Source organism: Hymenobacter daeguensis, from assembly GCF_054780555.1.
Window position 1 is genome coordinate 33,657 of the sequence record NZ_BAAGWC010000031.1, and the last position, 19,499, is coordinate 53,155.

A 19,499-nucleotide genomic window follows, 5' to 3' on the forward strand; every position below is an offset into this window, starting at 1 on the left:
CATCCAAGCGGGGGCTGTACCGCATTTGCGGGTATTGCCCCTCCCCAAATGCGGTACAGCCCCCGCTTGCAGCCTGGCCTGTAGAGCCGGAAAATTTGCATCGCCTTACGCTTCAGCCCTCTTCATCAGCTTCCGTTATCTGCAATTCCTCAGTCCATGAAAAAACATCGACTCTTCCCCGCTTTCATCCTGGGCATTGGCCCGCTGGCGGCCCTGGCCCAAACGCCCATTACGCTCACGCAGAGCAATTTTCCGGCCGCCGTCGGCACCGTGGAGCGCTACCAGGATGCCAACCTGCCGGCCGGCATGACCGCTACCCCCACCGGGGCCAGCCAAACCTGGGACTACCGCACCCTCACTGCAGCCGGCGCGCCCTACACCATTGCCTACCTGCCGGTGCCGAGCGGCAGCCCCTTCGCCACCGCGCAGTGGGCCCGCGCCCGTACGGCTGCCCTGGGCAGCTTCAGCTACAATTTCACCTCCTACTACCAGTTAAACAGCACCGGCCGCCTGGGCCTGGGCCGCACCATTTTGCGGCAGGCTACCTCGCTGGGATTGCTCACCGGCAACTCTACCGACTCAGTGGTGGTGAGTCGCCAGACCATTCCCTTCACCACGGCCAGCGGCACGCCCTACCGCGACATTCCATTGCCGCTCACCGCTGGCAGCCGCGAAATCGGCAACCTGCGCTTCGGCACCACCGGTATCCTTACGGTGGCGGCGCTGGGCCTGACCCGGGCCCCGTTCCGCATTGTCCAGCGCATTGTGCAGGTCGATTCGGTGGCTGGGTGGGGCACGGCGCGCGTGCCGGTGGCTGGCAGCAGCACCGGCTCGGCACCGCTGGCGGTGCTGCAGGTGCGCGAGCGCATTGTGCAGCAAGACAGTATGTACCTGAACGGCGCCCCGGCTCCGGCACTGCTACTCGCCGCCCTGGGCCTCACGCAGGGCCAGACGCGGACTTACTTCACCGACCTGTTTTTCCGCAGTGGCTCGGCCCAGCCTGTGCTCGACCTGTACTATAACAGCCGCCTGTTTGGTACGCCAAATGCCGCCGACTACTCCACCGAAAGCACGCTGCTGGCCAGCCGCCTTTCGGCCGCCGCAGCCGGTTTGGCCATTGTGCCCAACCCCGGCAGCACCGCCACCGCCACCGTGCTGATGGCCCTCGATGGCCGCCACGAAGCCCTGCGCCTAACCGTGCGCGACGTGCTGGGCCGCGTCGTAGCTTCGGCCCCGGCCCGCACCAACGAGCCCATCCCCGTGCTCGACGGCCTGCCCGCCGGAACCTACCTGCTTGAAATACTGAGCAACGCAGGTGCCGCCAGCATCTTGCGCCTGGTGCGGGAGTAGTGCCGACTGCACTGCATAAAAGAGCCCCGCTGGCAGTACCAGCGGGGCTTTTTTAATGGGAGAAAACCGATTCGTTAGGGCTGCTCGATGGCCATTGGTGCGGGGTAGTTGCGGGCGTCCATCATCTTGGCCAGCTTGCCGCTGATGAGGAACAGAATAACCGCAGCGGCCGCCGCCGAAACCACGAATACCATGAAGAAATCGTAGAGATTGGTGATGTGGAAGCCCAGCAGTACCGGCGCGGGGGCCGTCGATTTGGGGTCGGGATACAGGCTGCTCATGTAGCCAGCGAGGTAGTTGGCAGCGGCGTTGGCCAGGAACCACACGGCCATCAGCAGCGAGGCAAATTTGGCGGGGGCCAGCTTGTTTACCAGCGACAGGCCGATGGGCGACAGGCAAAGCTCACCCACCGAGTGCAGGAAATACAGCGCCACCAGGAAGAACATGCTCACCTTCACGCCGGGCTGCAGGTTGTGTACGCCGAAGCACATCACGAGGTAGCCGGCGGCCAGCATGGCCAGGCCAATGGCCATTTTGAGAGGGGACGGCGGCTCGGCACCACGGCGGCCCAGGGCCGTCCAGACGGCAGCCATGATGGGCGCACCTACCACCACGAAGATGGCGTTAAGGTTCTGAAAAATACTGGCCGGCAGCGTGAAACCGAAAATGGTTCGGTTCATCTGCTCATCGGCAAAGAAGGTAAGCGAGGCCGGAGCCTGTTCGAACGCCGCCCAGAAAAACACCACGAAGAATGACACGATGAAAATCACCATGATGCCCTTGATGTCGGCTCCGCTCAGGGATTTATCGCTAAAAATCATGTAAGCAATGCCCACCACGGCTACGCCGAGCAGCGGTGCAATGGTGGGAAACTTGGCCGAATCGAGCCACAGAATGCCCAGGATGATGGCCAGCAGCACCGGCAGCAGGGCATAAATACCCATCACCCCGCCCGACTCCACGGGCGTTTCGCCCACCTGCACGCCGTCGGGCGTATGCAGGTATTTGCCCTTGCCCCAGTTGAAAATGACCGTGCCCAGCAGCATGGCAATGCCGCAGGCCAGGAAGGCCCAACGGAAGTCGGCCGGGTTACCAGTGTCGCCGATGAGGCTGGTGATGGTGTTGCCGATGAACGAGCCCAGGTTGATGCCCATGTAGAAGATGGTGTAGGCCGCGTCTTTGCGCTTGTCGGCCGGGCTGTAGAGCGAGCCCACCATCGAGGAAATATTGGGCTTAAAGAAGCCGTTGCCCACAATCATCACGCCCAGGCCCAGGTATAGCATCCAGTGGCTGAAGGCATGGGTATCGGCCGAGCCGTAGTTGGAGGCTGAGAAGAACAGCGTGAACTGGCCCAGCGCCATCAGCAACCCACCGGTGAGAATGGAGCGCCGGTTGCCCCAATACCGGTCCGATATGAAGCCCCCGATAAGCGGCGTGAGGTACACCAGGCTGGTGTAGCCGCCGTAGAACTTGGATGCGAAGGCCTTGTCCATCATCATGGCCTTGGTGAGGAACAGCACCAGCACGGCACGCATGCCGTAGTAGCTGAACCGCTCCCACATTTCGGTGGCGAACAGCAGGTACAGCCCGCGCGGATGGCTGGTGGATTGCTCGGTGGGAGCAGAAATAGTTTGCATAAGGGAAACTAGGGTGAGAAAATGAGTTGAGAGAGGCGAAACCCAGGCCCGTTGCGCAAGCAGTGCAATGCGGGCACGGTAAATCTAGGAAAGTTTCGGCATTGTGAAGCTTCACGGCCGGGCAAGGGCCTGCATTGGGCCGCTGTCGGGAACGCACCACGACGCATTGCGTCATGGTACATTATCTGTGATAATCAATCCATTCCGCTCCCGCCCCACTGGCTAAACGCGCCGTAGCGCGCTCCTAGCCAGCTTTCGTATCGTTCCGGTACGCCTTCGCCCGGTAGGCGCCCGGGGCCATGCCGGTTTGCTTGCGGAAGAACCGCGTGAAGTAGCCGGGGTCCACAAACTGCAGCTCGTAGGCAATTTCAGCCACCGAGAGCGAGGTATATAAGAGGTAGTTGTGGGCCTTGCGGATGGTGTGCGCCTGCACAATCTGCTGGGCCGTTTTACCCTTCACTGCCTGGCAGATGCGGTTGAGGTGCACGGGTGTAATTTTTAATTCCTGGGCGAAATCCGAAATTTTCTTCTCGAAGGGCGCCGTCTTGGCAATGGCTTTCTGGAACTCGCGGAAGTAGTGCAGGGCGCGGTTGGGGCTTTCCTCTTTGCGGCGGTTGTGGTGCAGCAGCCGGAATATCTTCACAAACAGCAGCTTAAAATAGCCATTGATAGCCAGCTGCTTGCCCGGCAGCTCCGAATAGATTTCCTCGTGCAGCTGCTGCTCCAGCGCCAGCAAATCGGCAAAGCTGACTTCGGCGTTGAAATCCGACAGAATATGCACTGTGTTCAGCTCGACCAGCACGCCGGGCGTGGCCTGCAGAATGGTGTCGAGCAGCGCCTCCGAGAGCGTGAGCGTGCGCCCTTTCACCTGCGGGCTGAAGGTGAAGCCGTGCACGGTATTGGCCGGAATGATGACCAGGCAGGGTGTGCGCAGCTCCACCAGTTCGGTGGCTTCGAAGGCCGCCCGGCCGCTTTCCAGAAAAAACAGCTGGAACAGGTTTTCGTGCAGGTGTGGCTTCAGGCCCCAGTCGGTGAGGCGCTGGCGGGGCACGATGAGCTGACTTTGCAGGTAGTCGTGCGAAATCTGGGCCCGGCTGTCGCCGTAGATTCCGTTGTAGCGGGCAATATCGGTGCGCATGGACAAAGGTGCGAAAGACCGGGACAAACCAAACCTAAAGATAAGCAGGCGTTGCATTATTCCCACCCTGGCGGCTTCTCAGGCGCCCTATTCGCAGCGGTAGGCACAAATCAACCATTCATGGTTCGATTTGTCCTGCTAAAAAAACAAATTGTTTCACTGGTAACGTTTGCGGCGCCTGTACCTTTGCAGCAGAAGTCACGAGAATTCCCACCCAACACTTTCAGGGCCATGCAAAAAGACTCCCAACTTGCCGCCGAAACCCGCAATCGTTTGCAGCCATTGGGCTTCAGCGAAACGGCTACCGTTCACCTCAACCTCACCCCCGCCGAGCTCGTCGAACACGCCCTGCGCAAGCAGGAAGGCACACTCACCGATACCGGCGCCCTGATGGCCGACACCGGCAAATTTACCGGCCGCTCGCCCAAAGACCGGTTTGTGGTGCGCGACGCCAACACCGAAAACAGCGTGTGGTGGGGCGACATCAATATTCCCTTCGCCCCCGACAAATTTGACCAGCTGCACCAGAAAATGGTGGCTTACCTGGCCGATAAGGAAATCTACGTGCGCGAAGCCTACGCCGGGGCCAACCCCGACTACCAGCTCAAGCTGCGCGTGGTGAACGAGCAGGCCTGGCACAACCTGTTCTGCTACAACATGTTTCTGCGCCCCGCTGAAGGTGCCGATACCAGCTGGACGCCCGATTTCAGCATCATCTGCGCGCCCGGCTTCGAGGCCGACCCGGCCGTGGACGGCACCCGCCAGCCCAACTTTGCCATCATCAACTTCACCAAAAAGATGATTCTGATTGGCGGCACGGGCTACGCCGGCGAGATGAAAAAAGGCATTTTCGGGGTGCTGAACTACCTGTTGCCCCATGAGCACGATACGCTGCCCATGCACTGCTCGGCCAACGTGGGCAAGCAGGGCGACACGGCCATTTTCTTCGGCCTGTCGGGCACCGGCAAAACCACCCTCTCGGCCGACCCGAACCGCGGCCTCATCGGCGACGACGAGCACGGCTGGACGCCCGAAGGCAATATCTTCAACTTTGAGGGCGGCTGCTACGCCAAGGTGATTGACCTGAGCAAGGAGAAGGAGCCCGAAATCTGGGATGCCATCCGCTTCGGCTCCATCGTGGAGAACACGCGCTTCGTGCCCGGCACCCACACCGTGGACTACGCCAACAAGTCGGTGACCGAAAATACCCGCACCGCCTACCCCATCAACTTCATTCCCAACGCCATCGAGCCCGGCGTTGCCAAAGCGCCGAAGAATATTTTCTTCCTCACGGCCGATGCCTTCGGCGTGATTCCGCCCATCAGCAAGCTCGATAAGTCGCACGCCATGTACCTGTTCATGAGCGGCTACACGGCCAAGGTGGCGGGCACGGAAATGGGCGTAACCGAGCCGCAAACCACGTTCTCGGCCTGCTTCGGCGCGGTGTTCCTACCGCTGCACCCCACCAAATACGCCGAGATGCTGGGCCAGAAAATGGACGAGAATCCGGACATCAACGTGTGGCTCATCAACACGGGCTGGACGGGCGGCAGCTACGGCACCGGCCACCGCATGAAGCTGCCCTATACCCGTGCCATGATTACGGCCGCCCTCAACGGGCAGCTCGACGAGGTGAAGTTCACCAAGCACCCCATTTTTGGCATGGAAGTGCCCGGCGCGGTACCCGGCGTGCCCTCCGAAATTCTGGACCCGCGCAATACCTGGGCCGACAAAGACGCTTACGACCACACCGCCAACTCCCTGGCCGATAAGTTCGTCGAAAACTTTAAGAAGTACGCCGAGTTTGCCAATGAGGAAATCATGGCCGGCGCTCCCCGCGTAGCCGTCGAGGCGTAAGCCTCAGCGCAGTTCACTCACCATTGAAAAGCCCCGCCAGTTGCAGCTGGCGGGGCTTTTGCTGTGCCTACTACCCATCAATGTATCTTTGTTGTAAACAAAGATTTAATGATTCCTAAATTATATTCCCTGCTTCTACGCGTCGCACTTATAATCGCGCTTCTACCATTTATTATTCTGTGTTTTTATAATCAACCCTATTGGGACGACCTTTTAATTGCCGCTAGTTCCCGTCAGACTGGAATTTGGCAAACGCAATACAACCTGTTTTTTCATGATGCGGGAGGGCGCTTTGTTTCAATGTTCTTACTTTCCGCCGCTAACCCGCTTACCTATGGCTGGTGGCATGGCGTGAAAATCACTGCATTACTCTTCGAACTAGCGACTGCCGCTACCATCTTTTTTGGACTACGGCGACTAACTTCCGGGAATATGAGTCGCAGTCAGGCTGGCTGGATAACCTGCCTTCTACTATTGGTATATATTGCAGCAATACCTGACATCCATTCTAGTCTCTATTGGTTTTCTGGGCAGGTAGTGCATCAGATACCGATGCTGCTTTTAATAATCATACCTGTAGCGGTAGCCAGGGCGCACCAAACTATAGGAACCACACGAAAAGCGTGGCTGAGTTTGTCAGGACTGGGTACATCCATCGTTGGGGGCTCGAGTGAGTTGGGTATCATCCTCCTTGCCCTTTTTCTGATGTTGGCTATTGGTTTGAGCATGCATCGCCGGCAATTGAATAGCTTAATTATCTGGGGAGTGTTGTTGATAATCCTTGGCCTCACGACCGGGATTCATGTTGCAGCTCCTGGGAATTACGTTCGTCTTTCCGCTTCCACATCCCGGGTGCCTATCCACTTTACCACCTTATTGGTAGCAATAGGAAAAAGTCTGCGCCTCGTTTTATGGCAACCAACGGCTCTTCTGCTTTTAGCCGTTCCCATTTTGTTTGCCAGCCAGCAAGGCTTATTGCGTCAGCACCAGCCAGCGGGATTAAGGCTGCCTTTACCAATCGGAATAACTGTACTACTGATTGGCTTGGTCAGTGGAATTACACTTATGCTCACAACAATAGGTGGACCTCCACTGCTGGCCCGTGCAATTAATTTCTTGCTTTGGTGGCTACTGATTGGCTGGTGCATGGCATGTTGGGCCGCACTGCCTACAGAATCATTTCCACCTGTTCAGCATCGTTTAGCAAAAATCAGCTATGTATTGGTGATGTTACTTTTGGTCATGACCATGGCCCCGGTCATTCGGGCGTGGCAAGAAGTACTGGTAGATGCTCCCAAATGGGCACGCCAATGCGATGCACGCTTGCCCATATACGCTGCCGCGTCAGGTCATCACGGCGTGCTCACTGTTACGCCCATTGTAGGAGTAGTTCCACGCTATGTGTTAGTGCGAGGATATGATATTCAACCAGGACCTGGGCACCCTCTAAACGTAGCTACTGCAGCTTATTTCCGTATTGACTCTGTTAGAACCGGCGGCCCACAAAGACCGGCCTTCTAAGAGGTATTATGGTGCTGATTTGCCTCCGAACTTTGCCTCATGCTCACCTGCTTCGCGCCCGACCTCACGCCCACTGCCGCCACCTACCAGCTTTCCGAAGAAGAGAGCAAGCACGCCGTGCGCGTGCTGCGCCTGAGTACGGGCGATGCCGTGGCGCTGCTTGATGGCCGGGGCGGCCACTACCGCGCCGAAATTGCCGAGGCCAACCCCAAGCGCTGCCAGCTGCGCATCAGCCACCACGAGGCCGTGGCGCCCCGCCCCTGGTTTACCCACGTGGCGGTGGCGCCTACCAAAAACCTCGACCGCATGGAGTGGTTCGTGGAAAAGGCCGTGGAGGTGGGCGTCGAGCGCATCAGCTTCCTGCGCTGCGCCCGCTCCGAGCGCCGCGAGCTGAAGCTGGAGCGGCTGGAGAAAATTGCCATCAGCGCGCTCAAGCAGTCGGGCCAGGCGTGGCTGCCGCAGCTGGATGAGCTGACGGATTTTAGCGCTTTCGTGGCCGCCGTTTCGCCGGCAACCACATTCATCGCGCATCTGGAAGAAGGCGAGCGCACGGCACTGGCGCAAGTGGCCGGCGCAGGGCCGGGCTGCTGCGTGCTCATCGGGCCGGAGGGCGATTTTACGCCGCAGGAGATTGCGCTGGCCCTGGAAAAAGGCATCCGGCCGGTGACGCTGGGTCGTTCACGGCTGCGCACGGAAACGGCAGCGCTGGCAGCCGTGTTCACGGCTCAGATTGCGCGGGAAACTGCGCGCGCATAAACGCTCCGGCGCCATCATTCCTGCGGCTCAACGTGAATCAGCACGTTGCCTAGCCGGGGGATTTCCCGTTGCAGCGTGTCCTTCAGCCGGTGGGCTATTTCGTGGCCCTGGCGCACGGTCATGTCACCGCTCACGCTGGCGTGTAAATCGACCTGGTACTGCATGCCGGTTTTGCGAACGAGGCATTTTTCGGTTCCAAGGACCCCATCCACCTGCTGCGCCACGGTCCGGATTTCCGCCACCAAATCATCGTACATGTGCTCATCCAGAATCTCACCCAGCGCGGGCCGGAAAATCTGGTAGCTGTTGTAGAGGATAAAGCCGGACGCAAATAGCGCCGCCCAGTCGTCGGCCGACTCGTAGCCTTTGCCCAAAAACAGCGCAACGGAAATCCCGATGAATGCCGCCACCGACGTGATGGCGTCGCTGCGGTGGTGCCAGGCGTCGGCTTTCAGCGAGGACGAATTGGTTGCCTCCGCCTTTTTCATCACCGTGCGAAACGAAATTTCCTTCCAGATGATGATGCCACCCAGCACCAGCAGCGTCCAGGCGCGGGGCAGCGCGTGCGGCGTGCCAATGTTCTGAATGCTTTCGTAGGCAATAATGGTGGCCGACGTAATCAGAAATCCCACCACCAGAAACGTCACCAGCGGCTCGATGCGGCCGTGGCCGTAGGGATGGTTTTTATCGGCCGGCCGGTGCGCGTATTTAATTCCCAGCAGCACCAGAAACGACGAGAATATGTCGGCCGTCGATTCAATGGCATCGGCTATCAGCGCGTAGGAGTTGCCAAAATAACCGGCCGCGCCTTTCAGCAAAGCCAGGCTGGCATTGCCGGCGATGCTGAAATAGGTGGCTTTGACGGCAGTTTCTTCGTTGGTCATGGCGTGGCTGGGTGCGGCAAAGGGGCGGCCCGCCGCCGTGCCGCTGGCGGGCATTGGCGGCCGAAGCCTGGCCTGGCGGCCTTATTTCAGGTAGTAGGTTTGCAGGAATTGCAGCGCTTCCTTCTCGTTCTCGGCGCACTCCCGGCAATACGTACCCACGCCGTTTACCGGGCCTTCGTATTGCCAGACAAAGAGCTTGGGGGCCTCGGTGGCGTCGGTTACTTTCAGCGCCGTGCCGCTTGGCGCTACGGTCATCGTGTGGTTGTTGGGAAACCGCACCACAAATCCCGCGGCGCCGCCCACGTTTTTCTTGCCCACGTACTTGAGCTTCACTTCCTTCTGGTCTTTGCCGTAGGCGTAGTACACGTCGGTGCGCTTGCCCTTATCGGCCCAGAAGCTGAGCTTCTCATAGGCCACGGTGCCGGGCTCCCCCACGGCGTATTGGGCAACTTTCATTTGTGCCCGGACGGTGCCACTGCTCAACACACACGCTGCCGCAAGGGCCACTGCTGTCTTGTTCATAGTCGGGTTTGGCGGAGGTGAACCAACGCCCAGCGCTGGCAACGATGGCTAAGCTTACTAAACAGGCAGGGAAAAAGTTACCAGTGGCGTGCCGGGGTGCACTCGCGGCGGGATGTCCTTTCGCCGAAACTGCCCCGCTGTTTCTTAGCCCTGCTGCGCGTTTGTCAAGCCGCTGCTTTGCAGGAATCGACGCCGCTTTTCCTGTGGCATACTTCAAAGCAGCAATGGATTCCGGTCGAAAGCTATTTCCTTTTTCGCCCTGCATCATTTCAAGCCAGCGTGAGCTCTTTCCGCTTGTTGCTCATGGGACTTTCTGACGGGCAGAAGAAAATCAGTAGTTTCAATCCCAAGAACTACAATTCCCTGCAAACCGTTTTCGAACCCGTATTCCTCCGCTAGCTTTCGTTGATGTTTAAATCCCTGCTGCTCACCCTGTCGCTGCTGCTTACCCTCACAGCTGCCGCGCCGCCTGCGCCCAGCTTCCGCATTGCCAAGCTGCACTACGGCGGCGGCGGCGACTGGTACGCCAACAAAACCTCGCTGCCCAACCTCATCCGCTTCTGCAACCAGGCCCTGCATGCCAACATTGCCCCCGACGAAGCTACGGTGGAGCTGGATGCACCCGAGCTGCTCACCTACCCGTTTGTGCACATGACCGGGCATGGCAACGTGAGCTTCAGCGCCGCCGAGGCCAAAAACCTGCGCCAATACCTCATTGGCGGCGGCTTTCTGCACATCGATGACAATTACGGGCTCGACAAATTCATTCGGCCCGAGATGAAAAAGGTATTTCCCGAGCTGGAATTTGTGGAGCTGCCGTACTCGCATCCCATCTACCACCAGAAATACCAGTTTCCGAAGGGCCTGCCCAAGGTGCACGAGCACGACGGCAAGCGCGCTCAGGGCTTCGGCCTGCTCTACAAAGGCCGGCTGGTGTGTTTCTACTCGTATGAGTGCGACCTCGGCAACGGCTGGGAAGACGTGGGCACCTACCCCGAAGACTCGCCCGCCGTGCACGAAGAGGCCCTGCGCATGGGGGCCAACCTGGTGAGCTACGCCCTGACGCAGGACTAAGCCCAAAGCCACCAATTACGCCGACGGCCTTATTTTAGCAGCTTGAATCCCTCCGAACAACTCATGGCGCTTTCTGCGGAAAGCCAACCCCTCTTGCCCCGCCTGCGCTTGGAAACCAGGCCGTATCATGATGCTGTTGAAGCCAATGCCTTCAACACGGCCTTGACGGCGGGTACGGTGACGCAAGCCGAAACCGCTCAGTTTCTGGCCCGCATGTACGGGTTTATGCAGCCCTACGAAGTGGCCCTGCGCCTGCATGCGGCCGGCTTCGGCCCGGCCTGGCAACTGGCACAACGCTACCGCGCTCCACTTATCCTGGAAGACCTGGCCCACCTGGGCTTTCCGGCCGAGCCGCCACTGTGCAATACCATGCCCCCGCTCGGCACCCGGGCGCAGCTGCTGGGCGCCATGTACGTCATGGAAGGCTCGACGCTGGGCGGGCAGGTCATTGCCCGCCAACTCGACAAGGCGGGCATCTCGGCCCATGCCTTTTTTACGGGCCGCGCCGAGCGCACCGGGCCGCTCTGGAAAAGCTTCTGCCAGCTGCTGGGCGAAGCGGCTACGGACGCGGACCAGGCCGCCATCGTGGCCTCGGCCATTCTTACGTTTCAAACCCTCTCCGCATGGCTAAATCAGCCGTAAGCTTTTCCGACGAAAGCCTCGTTGGAAAACCCATCGACCTCAACAACTGCGACCGGGAACCCATTCATATTCCGGGCTTAATTCAGCCCTACGGCTTTCTGCTGTGCCTTGATGAGGAAACCCGGCGCGTGGTGCAGGCCAGCGCCAACACCAAAGCCCTGCTGGCCCTCACCCCCGAGGAGCTCATTGGCGGCGGGCTGGGCCAGCTGCTGGAGCCCGAGCAGCTGCTCGAAGTGGAGCGCATCTGGCCCACGCTCACTGAGCAAAGCCGGCTGCTGGGCATTCGCCTGGGCCGCGTGCTCAACCGGCCGTACTACAAGCTCATTCTGCACCGCTACGATGGCCTGCTGTGGGTGGAAGGCGAGCCCGTGGCTGACAACGACACCAGCTCCTTCGACCTGCCCGCCCTCAACCTGACGCTGGGCCAGCTGCTGGCCGCCGACACGACCCTGGCCATGTGCCAGGCCGCCGTGGAGCAGGTGCGCACCCTCACCGGGTTCGACCGCGTGGCGGTGTACCGCTTCGCGCCCGACGACAGCGGCGAAGTCATTGCCGAAAGTGTGCGCGAGGACCTGCCGCCCTGGCTGGGCATGCGCTACCCGGCCACCGATATTCCGAAGCAGGCCCGCGCCATGTACCTCAAAAACTGGCTGCGCTTCATTCCCGATGCGGCCTACGTGCCCACGCCGCTGCTGCCGGCCCACCGGCCGGGCACCACGCGCCCGCCCGACATGACTTATGCCGTGCTGCGCAGCGTGTCGCCCATCCACATTCAGTACCTGCAAAACCTGGGGTCGCAGGCCACCATGACCATCTCACTCATTGAGGATGGAAGGCTGTGGGGGATGATAACCTGCCACCACGAAAGCCCGCGCCTGGTGAGCTACGAGCTGCGCGACCTGTGCCAGTTTCTGGGCAAAACCATGTCGGCGCTGCTCAAAACCAAGCAGCAGCACGACGAGCTGGCCTACCAGCAGCATATCACCCAAACGCAGACGCGCCTGTTTGAGCTGGTGAGCACCCAGGCCAACTTCATCGATGGCCTGTACCGCTTCTCGCCCACCCTGCTCGACATATTTGCGTGCGGCGGCGCGGCCATTTGCTTTGAGGGCGAAACCATTACCCTGGGCCACACGCCCAAAAAGGACCAGATTGCCGAGCTGGTGGAATGGCTGCGGGCCAACACCCGCCAGGACGTGTTCTACACCGATTCCTACGCCAATATCAACCCGGCGGGGCGCGTTATCCGGGCCACGGCGAGCGGCATTCTGGCCATTGCCCTGGCCCAGGACCCCGGCGAGTACATCATCTGGTTCCGGCCCGAAGTGATTCAGACGGTGACCTGGGCCGGCCGCCACGAGAAAAACCAGACCACCGTGGACGGCGAGATTTTTCTCTCGCCCCGGCAGTCGTTTGAGGCCTGGAAGCAGACAGTGGAAGACACCGCCGCGCCCTGGCAGCCCATCGAAATTGAAGCGGCCCGGGAAATCCGCCTGTTTATTTCGGACGTCCGGCTGAAGATTTTCAACGAGCTGCAGGCCCGCGCCACCAACCTGGCCACCCTCAACGCCGAGCTGGAGCGCAGCAACGACGAGCTGGATTCTTTTGCCTACGTAGCCTCCCACGATTTGAAGGAGCCGCTGCGGGGCATCCACAACTACTCGCTGTTCCTGCTCGAAGACTACGCCGACAAGCTCGATGCCGACGGCGTGAGCAAGCTCCAGACCCTGGTGCGCCTCAGCCAGCGCATGGAGGCGCTCATTGAGTCGCTGCTGCAGCTCTCGCGCGTGAGCCGCCTCGATTTATCGGTTGAGACGGCTGACCTGAACGAGGACCTGGCCGACGTGCTGGACCTGCTTTCGCCCCGCATCGAGCAGACGCACACCACCATTGCGGTGCCCGCCCCCCTGCCCACATTGCGCGTTGACAGGGTGCGCCTGCGCGAAGTGTTCAACAACCTGCTCACTAACGCCATGCGCTACAACGACCGCGAGAAAAAGCGCATCACCATCGGGATGGCCCCGGCCACCGTGCGCGGACCAAAAGGCACCGGAAATCCCACCGATTTTTACGTTTTCTACGTACAAGACAACGGCATCGGAATCGCGGCCAAACACCACGACAATATCTTCAAAATATTCAAGCGCCTGCACTCGCAGGAGAAGTATGGCGGTGGCACCGGCGCAGGCTTGTCCATTGCCAAAAAAATGGTAGAACGCCACGGCGGTGAACTCTGGGTAGACTCCGTTGTTGGCCAAGGCTCCACGTTTTATTTTTCGCTTTCCAAGCACCTCTAGATGAACTCTGCATCCCAAACCCCCATCCTCGTGGTGGAAGACAGCCTCGAAGACTTCACGGCCCTGAGCCGGGCGCTTCGCAAAAGCGCGGTGACCAACCCCGTGCTGCGCTGCGAAGACGGGGAGCAGGCCCTGGAGTATTTGCAGGGCCACGGCAAGCACCCCAACTGGCCCAGCCAGCTGCCGGCCTTTGTGCTGCTCGACCTGAACATGCCCGGCCTGGACGGCCGCGACGTGCTTGGCGTGCTCAAGCAGGACGTGGCGCTGAACTCTATTCCGGTTATTGTATTTACCTCCTCCTCCAATGCCCGCGACATTGAGGAATGCTACCGCCTCGGGGCCAACAGCTACCTCACCAAGCCGATTGCTTACAGCGCACTGGAAGAAAAAGTAGGGCTTCTGACCAGCTATTGGCTGGGTGCGTCGGAGCTGCCTGCTGCCAGCTAGCCCGCCGCGAGTGAAGAGAATACTGCTTATCGACGACAATCCGGAGGACCGGATGCTATATCGCCGCTACCTGGGCCAGGGAATGGCTACCATGCGCGTAGAAATTGCCGACGCTTCTTCGGGAGAGGAGGGCTTGGCCAGGTTCCGGGAATGGCAGCCCGACTGTGTGCTGCTCGACTACAACCTGCCCGATACCGACGGCCTGGACATGCTGGCCAGCCTGCAGAAAATAGCCCCGCCCGATTCGCTGTGCGTGGTGATGATAACCGGTGGCGGCAGCGAAACCCTGGCCGTGCGCGCCCTCAACAGCGGCGCCCTCGACTATCTGGTGAAGCAGGCATTTGACCGCGAGCTGCTGACCAAAACCGTGGCCCATGCCATCGAGAAAAACGAGTGGCGGCAATACGTGGCCCGCTACCACACCGAATTGCAAACCGTGAACCGCCAGCTGCGCGACTCGCTGGCCGAGCTCACTGCCATTCGGGAGGAACTGCACGATAAAAACGACCAGCTCAGCAGTGCCAACGCGGCCATCATTGCCCGCAACCAACAGCTGGCCCGCACCAACCAGGACCTCGACAATTTTGTATACGCCGCCAGCCACGACCTGCGCCAGCCGGTAAACAACCTCAACGGCCTGTTTGAGGAGCTGCGCCGCACCGCCACCTTCCACGACCCCGAGGAGGCCGTGGTGCTGCGCCTGATTGATGATTCGCTCCAAAGCCTGTCCACCACCATCACCGACCTGGCCGCCGTGGTGCAGGAGCAGCGCAGCCATGGCGAGCAATTCACCGAGTCCGTTGCCTTCGCCGACGTAGCCGCCGACGTGCTCCAGGCCCTGCAGCCGCAGCTTCTTGCCACCGAAGCCACGCTCGAAACCGATTTCACGGCCCTTCCCAGTCTGACCTACGTGCGCAGCAATCTGCGCACGGTGCTGCTCAACCTGCTCAGCAATGCCCTCAAGTACCGCGACCCCGCCCGGGCTCCTCAGGTGCGCGTGCGCAGCTACGAAGCCGATGGCTTGCCCACGCTGGAAGTTACCGATAACGGCTTGGGCATGAACCTGAACCGGTACGGCAACGAGCTGTTTCACCTGTTCCGGCGCTTCCACCCGCAAGTGAGCGAGGGCACCGGCGTTGGCCTGTTTCTGGTCAACCGGCTGGTGCAGGGCCACGGCGGCAGCGTGGCCGTCGAGAGCCAGGAGCACGAAGGCACTACGTTCCGGCTAGTGCTGCACGGCCAGCACGGCCCGGGGTAGCACGGCCTGGCCGAAACATGAAAAACGCCATGCCTGGGCTCCGCTCCGCATGGCGTTTTTTTTACGCGCTTTCCAGAACTGGCTACCGCACCCCCTGGTCCGGAAAGCGGCCTGATTTTGTGCGGTAGAAGGCCTTGATTCTGGCTTCGTCGGCCTCGTAGTCGCCGGTCGGCCACACGGCTTCGCCAATACCGGCTTCTTTTTTCGCGTAATCCAGGTAGCCCAGCCGAATGGGCACATGAGCGCCCAGCGCGGCGTAGTAATAGCCCTTACGCCAGCGCGGCTGGTAAGCCCGGGTGCCTTCCGGCGTAATCATAATCACCAGCTCGTCGTGCTCGTTGAAGAGCTTGACCATGCCATCGACAAGGCTGTTGTTGCGGCTGCGGTCCACGGGCAGGGCGCCAATGGCCTTCACCAGCCAGCCCAGCGCCCAGTGCTCGGTCCACTCTTTTTTCACGGTGAAGCGTACCGGCACGCCCATCAGGTAGAAGGCCGCGCGGGCAATGATGATGTCCCAGTTGCTGGTGTGCGGGGCCGCAATCAGCATGCTCTTCTTGATTTCCGGGTTGTGAATCTCGCCCAGGTGCCAGCCGGCTACCTTAAAAACGAGCTGCGCCATGGCATACCAGAAGGGAGATTTTTCGCGGGCAGTCATCAATTGGGTTGTGAGGTAAGTTCGCGGCCACCGGCGGGCCAAAAATCCGGTGGGAAATGAATCAGCTGGCAAAACTAGGCATTTGAAATAATTCCGAAACCACGGCCCGGCCCAGACAGCACGGCCAACGGCCTACAAACCGCCAGCGCACCCTCACAGCAGGGCCGCCAGGGCCGCCGCCTGGCTCATGGCATAGCGGTAGCCGATATCGAACAGCTCCGGCCCGCGCTTGTAGCCCAGCGGGCGGTAGTGGCGCAGCTCGGGCGGCTCCAGCAGCAGGTCGCACTGGGCTTTGCGAGCCGGCGTATTGGCATTGATGGCCAGGTGCAAGGTTCGCTCAATCAGGCGGCGGAAGGTGGGAATGCGGGCTTCCGGATTGATGGGGTTGCAGTGCACGCCCACCACGCGCAGGCCCGGCCGGCCCAGCAGCGGCTCCACGGGCAGGTTGTTGAGCAGGCCGCCATCTACCAGCTGCCGCCCCTGGTACTCCACCGGCCGGTAGATAATGGGCACCGCCGACGAGGCCAGCAGCGGCGGCAGCAGCGGCCCGGTGCTGAAATACACCGACTCCCCCACCATCAAATCCGTAGCCACCAGCGTCAGCGGCCGGCTCAAGTCCTCGAAATTGAGCGTGTTGCCCAGGTGCCGGGCCAGCAGCTGCTCCACCGCATCGAAGTGCAGCAGCCCAAACCGGCTGAACGCCGGCCGCGTGAGCCGAAACACGTTGGTGGCCATCAGCAGCCGCAGTATCTCGCGCGGCGAAAACCCCGCCGCGTAAAACACGCTGGCAATAGCCCCGGAGCTCACGCCGGCCAGCTCGGCCACCGGCAGCCCCAGCTCGTCGAGGGCTGCCAGCACCCCCAGATGCGCAATGCCCCGGGCCCCGCCGCCCGATAAAGCCAGGCCCAGCTGCGGAGTGGCGGAGTGATGGAGTGACGAAGTGGATGGCTGGTGAGGAAACTGCACGTTTGTTTTTACCGAGATTTATCCTACAATACGGTCATTCCTTCAATCCATTACGCCACCACATCACAAATCTGCCAAACGCAGCGTTTGGTCCAGCCGAATGCCTTTATCCGTCAGCTGAACGGTGCAGGCTTCGTTGGTGGGGTCGTGTTCCAGCAGCAGCACCCAGTTGTCCTCAGCCGCCCGGCGCAGCACGGCCTCCTTCTCGGGCATGGTCAACAGCGGGCGCACGTCGTAGCTCATCACGTAGGGCAGCGGAATGTGCGCGGCGCTGGGCAGCAAATCGGCCATAAAAGCCAGCGTGCGGCCCTTGTAGTCCATCACCGGCACCATCATTTTCTCGGTATGTCCATCGGCCACGATGATTTCGCGGAACTGCGGCAGCGCATCGGGCACGCCCTTTTGCAGGTCGATGAACTTCAAGTGCCCGCTTTCCTGAATCGGCAGAATGTTTTCCTTCAAAAAGCTCGCCTTCTCACGCGGGTTGGGCGTCACGGCCCAGTCCCAGTGCGCCTCGTTGCTCCAGTAGGTCGCGTTCGGAAACGCCAGCTGCAGCACGCCATCGGGCCGGCGCTGCACCGAGCCGCCGCAGTGGTCGAAGTGCAGATGCGTCAGAAAAACGTCGGTAACGTCGGCGCTGGTGAAGCCCAGCTTGCGCAGCGATTTTTCCAGCGTATCGTCGCCGTGCAGGTAAAAGTGGCCCCGAAACTTCTCGTCCTGCTTGTCGCCAATGCCGTTGTCGATGAGCAGCAGCCGGCCGCCGTCCTCAATCAGCAGGCAGCGCATGGCCCAGGTGCACATGTTGTTGGCATCGGGCGGGTTCAGCTTCTGCCACATGCTGCGCGGCACCACGCCAAACATGGCTCCGCCATCAAGCTTGAACAGGCCGGTATCGAGGGTATGGATTTTCATTTTAATGAGGAATGAAGAATGAGAAATGAGGAATTGAGGCCGACCTCAGATAATTCTTCATTCCTCATTCTTCATTATTAATTCAATTTATTCCACCACCACGCCCATTGCCGAGAACTTGTCGATGCGCTGGGAGATGCGCTCCTCTGCCGGAATGGCGGCCAACTCCTTCAGCGTCTTGAGCAGCGTGTTTTTCAGGGTTTCAATCATCCGCTCCGGGTCGGTGTGGGCCCCGCCCAGCGGCTCTTTCACGATGCCATCCACCAGGCCCGCATTCTTCATATCGGTGGCCGTGAGCTTAAGCGCCTCAGCTGCCTGCTCCTTATAATCCCAGGAGCGCCACAAAATGCTGCTGCACGATTCCGGCGAAATCACCGAATACCAGGTATTTTCCAGCATCAGCACCCGGTCGCCAATGGCAATGCCCAGCGCCCCGCCGCTGGCGCCCTCGCCAATGATGACGCAGATAACCGGCACCTTCAGCATAAACATTTCCTTCAGGTTGCGGGCAATGGCCTCGCCCTGCCCCCGCTCCTCGGCCTCCAGGCCCGGAAACGCGCCGGGCGTATCAATCAGCGTCACCACCGGCACGTTGAATTTCTCGGCCAGCTTCATCAGGCGCAGCGCCTTGCGGTAGCCCTCAGGGTTGGGCATCCCGAAGTTGCGAAACTGGCGCTGCTTGGTGTTGTGGCCCTTCTGCTGGCCGATGAACATGACGGTGTGCCCGTCAATCTCGCCGAAGCCGCCCACCATGGCCTTGTCGTCGCCCACGGTGCGGTCGCCGTGCAGCTCCACAAACTTTTCGGCCATGCCTTCTATATAGTCCAGCGTGTAAGGCCGCTCGGGGTGACGCGAGAGCTGCACGCGCTGCCAGCGCGTGAGGTTGGCATAGGTTTCCTTTTTAAGGTCTTTGATGCGCTTTTCCAGCGCCGCCACCGCTTCGCCTACTTCCACGTCGCTGTCGGCAGCGAGTTTCTGCATTTCGAGAAGCTTGCCTTCGAGGGCAGCGATGGGTTGTTCAAAGTCGAGGAGCATGAGCTACGGTTAGGTTTACGGGGAGTGGGAAGACGAAATTAACGGATGACGCAGTCTGGGCGGGATTTTATCCGCTCGCTGCACCTGCAGAGGCCGCGGTTCAGGCGCATGGCAAAGGTAAAACATCCATCGTTGCGGCCCGGCGCAAAAATTAATCAGCCTGAGAAACAACCATCAAGCTCATTTATGGCATCTTTTTTGAAGAAATGTTTGCTCCAGGCTTGCAGGACGCAGTTTTCTTGCCCTACCTTTGTATCACCAAAACGGAAAAGCACACGGCTTCTCCACCAAGGCAAACGGTTTGGTAGTTCAGTTGGTTAGAATGCCGCCCTGTCACGGCGGAGGTCGCGGGTTCGAGTCCCGTCCAGACCGCAGACGTTTGCAAGAAAAGGCCATTTCCAGAGCGGAAATGGCCTTTTTTATTGCTCAGACAAAAAAGGGTGGCAGATGGCTATTCGGTTTTGACGTACTTAGGAAGTGTTAACAGTAGGTATTAATTTGTGGCATGGATTATCTGCTCACAGACGCGCAGTGGGCCCGCATCGCGC

General features: G+C 60.1%; 17 protein-coding genes and 1 tRNA gene. 10 read left to right on the top strand and 8 right to left on the bottom strand.

Features of this window, described 5'->3' with window-relative positions; translation table 11 throughout:
- Positions 1 to 156: 156 nt before the first annotated feature.
- On the top strand, positions 157 to 1,350 hold the full coding sequence (locus tag ACYVHT_RS20705) for a T9SS type A sorting domain-containing protein (protein ID WP_460556674.1): 1,194 nt from the start codon (positions 157 to 159) through the stop codon (positions 1,348 to 1,350).
- 74 nt (positions 1,351 to 1,424) lie between these two features.
- Here the strand turns inward: ACYVHT_RS20705 and ACYVHT_RS20710 are convergent, their stop codons facing one another.
- Positions 1,425 to 2,987, bottom strand: coding sequence for a peptide MFS transporter (locus ACYVHT_RS20710; RefSeq protein ID WP_460556677.1), 1,563 nt, complete (start codon positions 2,985 to 2,987; stop codon positions 1,425 to 1,427).
- Between the two features lie 244 nt (positions 2,988 to 3,231).
- Positions 3,232 to 4,125 (bottom strand): AraC family transcriptional regulator, encoded by an 894-nt coding sequence (locus ACYVHT_RS20715; protein ID WP_460556680.1) that lies wholly within the window; start codon positions 4,123 to 4,125, stop codon positions 3,232 to 3,234.
- A gap of 231 nt (positions 4,126 to 4,356) precedes the next feature.
- Between ACYVHT_RS20715 and pckA the strand changes: the two genes are divergently transcribed.
- The 3 genes from pckA to ACYVHT_RS20730 all read left to right on the top strand — a co-directional run bounded on the left by pckA (position 4,357) and on the right by ACYVHT_RS20730 (position 8,259).
- Complete coding sequence (pckA, locus tag ACYVHT_RS20720; protein ID WP_460556683.1) at positions 4,357 to 5,982, top strand: phosphoenolpyruvate carboxykinase (ATP); 1,626 nt, start codon at positions 4,357 to 4,359, stop codon at positions 5,980 to 5,982.
- Between the two features lie 63 nt (positions 5,983 to 6,045).
- On the top strand, positions 6,046 to 7,503 hold the full coding sequence (locus ACYVHT_RS20725; protein WP_460556685.1) for a hypothetical protein: 1,458 nt from the start codon (positions 6,046 to 6,048) through the stop codon (positions 7,501 to 7,503).
- A gap of 39 nt (positions 7,504 to 7,542) precedes the next feature.
- Positions 7,543 to 8,259: an RsmE family RNA methyltransferase gene (locus ACYVHT_RS20730; protein ID WP_460556688.1), complete on the top strand. Its 717-nt coding sequence runs from the start codon at positions 7,543 to 7,545 to the stop codon at positions 8,257 to 8,259.
- A gap of 14 nt (positions 8,260 to 8,273) precedes the next feature.
- Here the strand turns inward: ACYVHT_RS20730 and ACYVHT_RS20735 are convergent, their stop codons facing one another.
- Complete coding sequence (locus tag ACYVHT_RS20735; RefSeq protein WP_460556691.1) at positions 8,274 to 9,143, bottom strand: cation diffusion facilitator family transporter; 870 nt, start codon at positions 9,141 to 9,143, stop codon at positions 8,274 to 8,276.
- A gap of 81 nt (positions 9,144 to 9,224) precedes the next feature.
- Complete coding sequence (locus tag ACYVHT_RS20740; RefSeq protein WP_460556693.1) at positions 9,225 to 9,599, bottom strand: hypothetical protein; 375 nt, start codon at positions 9,597 to 9,599, stop codon at positions 9,225 to 9,227.
- 474 nt (positions 9,600 to 10,073) lie between these two features.
- On the opposite strand from ACYVHT_RS20740, the gene ACYVHT_RS20745 reads away from it, so the two are divergent.
- The 5 genes from ACYVHT_RS20745 to ACYVHT_RS20765 all read left to right on the top strand — a co-directional run bounded on the left by ACYVHT_RS20745 (position 10,074) and on the right by ACYVHT_RS20765 (position 15,383).
- Positions 10,074 to 10,739, top strand: coding sequence for a DUF4159 domain-containing protein (locus tag ACYVHT_RS20745; protein ID WP_460556696.1), 666 nt, complete (start codon positions 10,074 to 10,076; stop codon positions 10,737 to 10,739).
- A 63-nt stretch (positions 10,740 to 10,802) separates the two neighbouring features.
- A complete protein-coding gene (locus tag ACYVHT_RS20750) occupies positions 10,803 to 11,381 on the top strand; it encodes a biliverdin-producing heme oxygenase (protein WP_460556699.1) in 579 nt (192 codons plus the stop codon).
- Positions 11,363 to 13,678 (top strand): ATP-binding protein, encoded by a 2,316-nt coding sequence (locus ACYVHT_RS20755; protein WP_460556702.1) that lies wholly within the window; start codon positions 11,363 to 11,365, stop codon positions 13,676 to 13,678. The genes ACYVHT_RS20750 and ACYVHT_RS20755 overlap by 19 nt, the downstream gene beginning before the upstream one ends.
- Entirely contained in the window at positions 13,679 to 14,125 is a 447-nt protein-coding gene (locus tag ACYVHT_RS20760; RefSeq protein ID WP_460556705.1) for a response regulator, read from the top strand.
- A gap of 10 nt (positions 14,126 to 14,135) precedes the next feature.
- A complete protein-coding gene (locus ACYVHT_RS20765) occupies positions 14,136 to 15,383 on the top strand; it encodes a sensor histidine kinase (protein ID WP_460556708.1) in 1,248 nt (415 codons plus the stop codon).
- A gap of 82 nt (positions 15,384 to 15,465) precedes the next feature.
- Here ACYVHT_RS20765 and ACYVHT_RS20770 read toward each other — a convergent pair whose 3' ends face one another.
- The 4 genes from ACYVHT_RS20770 to ACYVHT_RS20785 all read right to left on the bottom strand — a co-directional run bounded on the left by ACYVHT_RS20770 (position 15,466) and on the right by ACYVHT_RS20785 (position 18,951).
- A complete protein-coding gene (locus tag ACYVHT_RS20770; RefSeq protein WP_460556711.1) occupies positions 15,466 to 16,038 on the bottom strand; it encodes a lysophospholipid acyltransferase family protein in 573 nt (190 codons plus the stop codon).
- A gap of 153 nt (positions 16,039 to 16,191) precedes the next feature.
- The gene (locus tag ACYVHT_RS20775; protein ID WP_460556714.1) at positions 16,192 to 17,004 is read right to left on the bottom strand and encodes a patatin-like phospholipase family protein; all 813 of its coding nucleotides are present in this window, start codon (positions 17,002 to 17,004) and stop codon (positions 16,192 to 16,194) included.
- A 63-nt stretch (positions 17,005 to 17,067) separates the two neighbouring features.
- A complete protein-coding gene (locus tag ACYVHT_RS20780; protein ID WP_460556717.1) occupies positions 17,068 to 17,916 on the bottom strand; it encodes an MBL fold metallo-hydrolase in 849 nt (282 codons plus the stop codon).
- Between the two features lie 87 nt (positions 17,917 to 18,003).
- Complete coding sequence (locus ACYVHT_RS20785) at positions 18,004 to 18,951, bottom strand: acetyl-CoA carboxylase carboxyltransferase subunit alpha (RefSeq protein WP_460556720.1); 948 nt, start codon at positions 18,949 to 18,951, stop codon at positions 18,004 to 18,006.
- Between the two features lie 298 nt (positions 18,952 to 19,249).
- Between ACYVHT_RS20785 and ACYVHT_RS20790 the strand changes: the two genes are divergently transcribed.
- Positions 19,250 to 19,323, top strand: a tRNA-Asp gene (locus tag ACYVHT_RS20790).
- The last annotated feature ends 176 nt before the right edge of the window (positions 19,324 to 19,499 follow it).

Excerpts from the sequence above, each read along its gene's own strand:
- ACYVHT_RS20750 (WP_460556699.1), top strand. The coding sequence starts at position 10,803 with ATGGCGCTTTCTGCGGAAAGCCAACCCCTCTTGCCCCGCCTGCGCTTG.
- ACYVHT_RS20760 (WP_460556705.1), top strand. The coding sequence starts at position 13,679 with ATGAACTCTGCATCCCAAACCCCCATCCTCGTGGTGGAAGACAGCCTC.
- ACYVHT_RS20770 (WP_460556711.1), bottom strand. The coding sequence starts at position 16,038 with ATGACTGCCCGCGAAAAATCTCCCTTCTGGTATGCCATGGCGCAGCTC.
- ACYVHT_RS20705 (WP_460556674.1), top strand. The coding sequence starts at position 157 with ATGAAAAAACATCGACTCTTCCCCGCTTTCATCCTGGGCATTGGCCCG.
- ACYVHT_RS20735 (WP_460556691.1), bottom strand. The coding sequence starts at position 9,143 with ATGACCAACGAAGAAACTGCCGTCAAAGCCACCTATTTCAGCATCGCC.
- ACYVHT_RS20780 (WP_460556717.1), bottom strand. The coding sequence starts at position 17,916 with ATGAAAATCCATACCCTCGATACCGGCCTGTTCAAGCTTGATGGCGGA.
- ACYVHT_RS20730 (WP_460556688.1), top strand. The coding sequence starts at position 7,543 with ATGCTCACCTGCTTCGCGCCCGACCTCACGCCCACTGCCGCCACCTAC.
- ACYVHT_RS20745 (WP_460556696.1), top strand. The coding sequence starts at position 10,074 with ATGTTTAAATCCCTGCTGCTCACCCTGTCGCTGCTGCTTACCCTCACA.
- ACYVHT_RS20785 (WP_460556720.1), bottom strand. The coding sequence starts at position 18,951 with ATGCTCCTCGACTTTGAACAACCCATCGCTGCCCTCGAAGGCAAGCTT.
- ACYVHT_RS20755 (WP_460556702.1), top strand. The coding sequence starts at position 11,363 with ATGGCTAAATCAGCCGTAAGCTTTTCCGACGAAAGCCTCGTTGGAAAA.
- pckA (WP_460556683.1), top strand. The coding sequence starts at position 4,357 with ATGCAAAAAGACTCCCAACTTGCCGCCGAAACCCGCAATCGTTTGCAG.
- ACYVHT_RS20710 (WP_460556677.1), bottom strand. The coding sequence starts at position 2,987 with ATGCAAACTATTTCTGCTCCCACCGAGCAATCCACCAGCCATCCGCGC.
- ACYVHT_RS20740 (WP_460556693.1), bottom strand. The coding sequence starts at position 9,599 with ATGAAAGTTGCCCAATACGCCGTGGGGGAGCCCGGCACCGTGGCCTAT.
- ACYVHT_RS20715 (WP_460556680.1), bottom strand. The coding sequence starts at position 4,125 with ATGCGCACCGATATTGCCCGCTACAACGGAATCTACGGCGACAGCCGG.